The sequence below is a fragment of the Albidovulum sp. genome, from assembly GCF_049646345.1.
In the GTDB taxonomy this organism is placed as follows: domain Bacteria; phylum Pseudomonadota; class Alphaproteobacteria; order Rhodobacterales; family Rhodobacteraceae; genus Albidovulum.
Genome location: NZ_JBARVQ010000674.1, coordinates 1 through 5,202, shown reverse-complemented (window position 1 = coordinate 5,202; position 5,202 = coordinate 1). Strand labels below are relative to the sequence as shown.

Genomic DNA, 5,202 nt, shown 5'->3' with positions numbered 1-5,202 from the left:
GTTTGCCCATCACTGACCCCCATATCTGCCATACAGACAGGGAATCACAGATCAAGCATCGGGGGAATCCTGAATCTCGAAAACCGCAACACGCTCTAGGGCGTGGCGGGAAGGCCCGCCGCCCGTTCCGGCCGCCAGTTCACGCTCGCCTCATGCCCCTGAAGGCCAAGCTGGCGCTGGACACCCGCATCCCGCAGGTCGAGAAGCTGCGCCATGGACAATTGGAGGGGCAGGATTACACGCGGCGGGTCGTCAGGGCCCACATAGACCGAAATCGCGAGGCGCGCATGTTCAGGCGTCGGCGAGAGATAGAGCGCCTTCTGCCCGTCATGGTGAAACCGGCCCTCGCGATGTTGTGCACCGTCCAAGGCAAGGTCGCGGCGGGTGGCGAAAACCGAATGCCAGACCCTCCCCGAAAACGGCGTCACTCGGCCGCCTCAACCTCTTTCTCCGCCTCCTGCGTGGCCAGCCAGCGTTCGGCATCAAGGGCTGCCATGCAGCCCATGCCGGCGCTGGTGACGGCCTGCCGATAGACATGGTCGGTCAGATCACCTGCGGCAAAGACGCCGGGGATCGAGGTTTCGGTCGTGCCGGGTTTGACCTTCACGTATTTTCCGTGATGCAGGTCAAGTTGATCGACGACGAGTTCCGAGGCAGGCGCATGGCCGATCGCGACAAAAAAGCCGTCGCAGGGCACGACCTGCGTCTCGCCCGTCTCGACATGTTTCACCCGGACGCCGGTGACGCCCAGCGGTGCCTCGGTGCCTAGAACCTCCTCGACCGTGTGGAACCACAGCGTTTCGATCTTGGGGTTCTTGAAGAGCCGGTCCTGCAGGATCTTTTCAGCGCGCAACTCATCGCGGCGATGGATCAGTGTGACCTTGGAGGCGAAATTGGTCAGGAACAAAGCCTCTTCCACGGCGGTGTTGCCGCCGCCGATGACCACCACTTCCTTGCCGCGATAAAAGAACCCGTCACAGGTGGCACAGGCCGAAACGCCGAAGCCCTTGAATTTCTCTTCCGAGGGCAGGCCCAGCCATTTCGCCTGCGCGCCGGTGGCGAGGATGACGGCATCGGCGGTATAGGTGGTGCCGCTGTCACCCGCTGCGGTGAAGGGGCGTTTTGAAAGGTCGAGCGCGGATATGTGATCCGAGATTACCTCGGCCCCCATCGCCTTGGCATGGGCCTCCATCCGCACCATCAGGTCGGGGCCCTGAACCTCGGTATCGCCGGGCCAGTTTTCCACCTCGGTGGTGATGGTCAACTGACCGCCGGGCTGGATGCCCTGAACCAGAAGCGGGTTCAGCATTGCGCGTGAGGCATAGACGGCGGCCGTATAGCCTGCCGGGCCCGAGCCGATGATCAGAACTTTCGTATGCCGTGCCGCGCCCATCGTCATTCCTTTCCGCATGTGTCGGAAGCCATATAGTCGCCCGCGTCCGGCGGGAAAAGCCCCGGTTCCGCTCAGACGCCGTCGGAGGCGGTGCGGTCGCCGATCTCTTCCCGCCAATGACGTCGGCAGAGCGAGACATAGGTCTCATTGCCGCCGATCTGCACCTGTGCGCCGTCGCGCAAGGCCTTGCCGTCGGGACCCCGCCGCACGACCATGGTGGCCTTCTTGCCGCAATGGCAGATCGTGCGCACCTCGCGCATCTCGTCTGCGAGGGCCAGAAGTGCGGCAGAGCCGGGGAACAACTCACCCCGGAAATCGACCCTCAGCCCGTAACACATGACCGGCACGCCAAGATCGTCGACCGCGCGGGCAAGCTGCCAGACCTGCGCCGTGGTCAGGAACTGCGCCTCATCCAGAAAGATGCAATCGACCGTGCCCTGCTCCAGCCGCGCCGCGATCATCGCGAAAAGGTTGGAGGCCGTATCATAGGTATCGGCAGGCTCGCCAATGCCGATACGGCTGGCGATGCGGCCCTCTCCGGCGCGGTCATCGAACCGCGCGGTCAGAAGGTAGGTGACCATGCCGCGTTCGCGGTAATTGTGCGATGCCTGCAAGAGCAGCGTCGATTTGCCGGCATTCATGGTTGAATAGTGGAAATAGAGCTTGGCCATGGCGCGTCATAGCGCTGGCGGCAGGGGCCGCGCAAGGCAGTACCGGGGAAGCCCACCCAAGGCTTCCCCGGTCTGGCCGGATACCCGAACACTCTAAATGCCTGTGGCCGACCTTCGTCCCACAACGCATCCCACTCATACCTAAAAGGGAACGCCGCGCGACTGCCGGTTTCCCGGCCCTGACCCTCCCACCTGTCAGAAGCGCGACGAACCCCCACCAAAACCGACGTCGGGTCGCCGGAAACTCTTACCCATCCCCACACTTGGGGACGCTTTAGAAATGACAAATCCGGGCGGGGGGATTAATGGGAATGAAAGGGTTGATTTCCCCCTGAGGCCCGATCGGGCCGCGGAACGGGGCAGGTAGAGGGAGTATTATCTTGTCCGGAACGGTCGGAAGTTATTTAAAAAAGCATACCGAGGCATTGGTGAAGGATGTCGGTATCGAAGCTGCGGCGGACCTTTGCGGCAAGTCGAAAGCGACGCTGGGGCGCTACTACTCTGCCGATACCGAGCATGCCGACCGGTTCATGCCGATTGATGTCGTCGCTGCCTTGGAAGGGGCATCCCGGTTTCCGCATGTGACCGGTGCTTTGGCCGACCTGCGCGGGATTACGCTCTCTTATGACGAAGACCGGCGGAATGCCAAGCCCGGCGGGATCAACTCTGACGTTGTGGCCTTGTCCCAGCGTTTTGCCATGCTGATGGGCGAATACAACCAGTCGATCGAGGACGGAAAGATCTCGATCAATGAGGCCAAGCGCCTTCTGGCCGAGACGCTGGCAATTCAGAAGGTGCTGATCGACATGAAACTGAGCCTGGAGCATGAGGCCGGCTGAACCGGCCTCACACGCGGATCACGCGGCCTTGGTGCGCTTCGGGCGCCGCGAGGGGCGGCGGGCCGGGCGTTTGGCTTGGCCGTCCGGGCGCTGCTTGTTGCCATGGGCGGCACCCCGGCCCTGACGCTGGCCCTGCTTGGCCTTGGCATCCTTGGCGGCGGCATTGGCCTCGGCCCCCGAGGGCGCGGTGCCGCCAATGACCGGAATCGCGGCCTTCATGACCTTCTCGATCGCTTTCAGGTCGTTGAACTCGGCGGGCGCACAGAAGGCGATCGCGCGGCCTGCCTTGCCCGCCCGCGCGGTGCGGCCGATGCGGTGGACGTAGTTTTCGGGCACGTTCGGCAGATCGTAATTGTAGACATGGCGCACATCGGGGATGTCGATGCCGCGGGCTGCGACATCGGTCGCGACCAGCACTTTGATCTCACCATTGCGGAAGGCCTGCAGCGCGCGTTCACGCTGGCCCTGGCTTTTGTTGCCATGGATCGCACCGACCTTGTGGCCCCAGCTTTCCAGAAGTCGCATCAGTTTGTCTGACCCGTGCTTGGTGCGCCCGAAGACCAGCGCCAGTTCGCCGGGATGCTTGACGAGGAAGTCGTCCAAAAGCTTGGCCTTGTCGCCCTGATTGATGAAATGCACGCCCTGCTCGATCTTGTCGGCGACCTTGCCGGGGGGCGAGACCTGAACCCGGATCGGGTTGGTCAGGTAGCTTGCGGCGATCTCGTCCATCAGTTTCGGCATCGTCGCCGAGAAGAGCATGGTCTGGCGTTCGGTTGGCAGAAGCCGGGCGATCTGGCGGAGCGCATGGATGAAACCGATATCCAGCATCTGGTCGGCCTCATCGAGGACGAGGTAGCGAACTTCGTTCAGTTTCAGGGCCTTACGCTCCAAGAGGTCGATCAGACGGCCGGGGGTGGCCACCAGAACGTCGATGCCCGAAGCCAGTCGCTGGGCCTGTGCATTCAGGCTGGCGCCGCCGACCACACGGAAGGTGCGGATCGGCGTGTCTTTGGCAAATTTCTGCATGTTTTCAGTGATTTGCGTGGCCAGTTCCCGCGTGGGGGCAAGGATCAGGGCGCGGCAGGTCTTGGGGTTCGGCCGGCGGCCGACTTCCAGCAGTTTCGTCACGATCGGCAGGCCGAAGGCGGCGGTCTTGCCGGTGCCGGTCTGGGCAAGACCCATCACGTCGCGACCATCAAGCGCGGCCGGGATGGCGCGGGTCTGGATCGGGGTCGGCTCAGTCAGGCCGATCTGCGTAAGGTTGGCGACGACACGCGTGTCGATGCCGAGTTCTTCGAAGTAATTCAAGGTGTTATCCTAAGGTTCGGCCCATATCAACGGGCCGGAAAAGTCAATGCACCGAGGCCCATATGGGCCCGGCGTGCTCGTGTCGGGGCGCGGTCCATCCTTGAACCGCAGGACCCCTGGCGTGACATGGGAACCGGTATCCGGGCCTCTGCCCCCTTCACAGGGGAACGGCTGCTCACGCGGCAGCGGGCCGGTCGGACTGGGCGCAAATGGGGCATTTCGGGGCATAAGTCAAGCGCCGTCTGGTTTGCGTATGGCAGGCGTATGGCATCCGTCCCGACAGCGTCCCGACACGGGCAGGCTGGAAACCGCCCCCCGGCCCGCGCTAGATTGCGGGCAAAGCGAACGGGACATGAGGCGGGAATGAAACGACTGGCAAGCCTTCTGGCGCTGATCGGGCTGCTTGTGGCCTGTGCCAAGGGACCCGAAGTGGCAAGCCGCGATCAGGTGGCGGAGCTGGCGGCGGGGATCCGGGCGCTGGGGCCGGACGTGGATGCGGAAGAGGCCGCGCGGGCCGCCCGGATCGCCTATTCCTGGTCGGCGCATCTGGCGCAGGAATACGGGATCACCGACCCGCCGCTCATTCACAATACCAAGGTCAATATGGGGCTGCGGCCGCGCGGGCTTTGCTGGCACTGGGCCGAGGATATGGAAAAGCGGCTGAAGGCCGAGCATTTCCGCACGCTGGACGTGCAGCGCGCCATCGCCACGCCCGAGCTTTTCGGCATCGACCATTCGACCGCCTTGGTCAGCCTGCCCGGCGGCACGATCTATGACGGGATGGTGCTGGACCCCTGGCGCAATGGCGGGCGGCTTTTCTGGTCGCCGACCGTGGCCGACACCCGCTACAACTGGCGCCCGCAGGCCGAGGTCCATGCCGAGAAACGGCGGGAAGCGGTGGCGCGGGGGGAGATTGCGGTTGGAGGGTGAGAGGACGAGCTTCACGCTATTGTCGCCACATCCCTTTGCTTATTTCGGAAACTTTGTCTGC

General features: G+C 63.6%; 6 protein-coding genes. 2 read left to right on the top strand and 4 right to left on the bottom strand.

Going from position 1 to position 5,202, the window contains the following annotated elements:
• Positions 1 to 95 precede the first annotated feature (95 nt).
• The 3 genes from WBB85_RS17650 to WBB85_RS17640 form a co-directional block, all read right to left on the bottom strand.
• On the bottom strand, positions 96 to 428 hold the full coding sequence (locus WBB85_RS17650; RefSeq protein ID WP_432639905.1) for an RES domain-containing protein: 333 nt from the start codon (positions 426 to 428) through the stop codon (positions 96 to 98).
• Positions 425 to 1,393 (bottom strand): thioredoxin-disulfide reductase, encoded by a 969-nt coding sequence (gene trxB / locus WBB85_RS17645; protein WP_432639904.1) that lies wholly within the window; start codon positions 1,391 to 1,393, stop codon positions 425 to 427. Before trxB ends, WBB85_RS17650 begins: the two co-directional genes overlap by 4 nt.
• A 71-nt stretch (positions 1,394 to 1,464) precedes the next feature.
• The gene (locus WBB85_RS17640) at positions 1,465 to 2,064 is read right to left on the bottom strand and encodes a thymidine kinase (protein ID WP_432639903.1); all 600 of its coding nucleotides are present in this window, start codon (positions 2,062 to 2,064) and stop codon (positions 1,465 to 1,467) included.
• 380 nt (positions 2,065 to 2,444) lie between these two features.
• On the opposite strand from WBB85_RS17640, the gene WBB85_RS17635 reads away from it, so the two are divergent.
• Positions 2,445 to 2,903 carry a hypothetical protein gene (locus WBB85_RS17635; protein WP_432639902.1) on the top strand — a complete coding sequence of 153 codons (459 nt, stop codon included), beginning with the start codon at positions 2,445 to 2,447 and terminating at the stop codon, positions 2,901 to 2,903.
• An 18-nt stretch (positions 2,904 to 2,921) separates the two neighbouring features.
• Here WBB85_RS17635 and WBB85_RS17630 read toward each other — a convergent pair whose 3' ends face one another.
• Positions 2,922 to 4,211: a DEAD/DEAH box helicase gene (locus WBB85_RS17630; RefSeq protein ID WP_432639901.1), complete on the bottom strand. Its 1,290-nt coding sequence runs from the start codon at positions 4,209 to 4,211 to the stop codon at positions 2,922 to 2,924.
• Positions 4,212 to 4,574: 363 nt separating this feature from the next.
• Between WBB85_RS17630 and WBB85_RS17625 the strand changes: the two genes are divergently transcribed.
• Positions 4,575 to 5,141 (top strand): hypothetical protein, encoded by a 567-nt coding sequence (locus WBB85_RS17625; RefSeq protein ID WP_432639900.1) that lies wholly within the window; start codon positions 4,575 to 4,577, stop codon positions 5,139 to 5,141.
• Positions 5,142 to 5,202: the final 61 nt, after the last annotated feature.

Coding starts and splice junctions, on each gene's coding strand:
- WBB85_RS17640 (WP_432639903.1), bottom strand. CDS start 2,064: ATGGCCAAGCTCTATTTCCACTATTCAACCATGAATGCCGGCAAATCG.
- WBB85_RS17625 (WP_432639900.1), top strand. CDS start 4,575: ATGAAACGACTGGCAAGCCTTCTGGCGCTGATCGGGCTGCTTGTGGCC.
- trxB (WP_432639904.1), bottom strand. CDS start 1,393: ATGGGCGCGGCACGGCATACGAAAGTTCTGATCATCGGCTCGGGCCCG.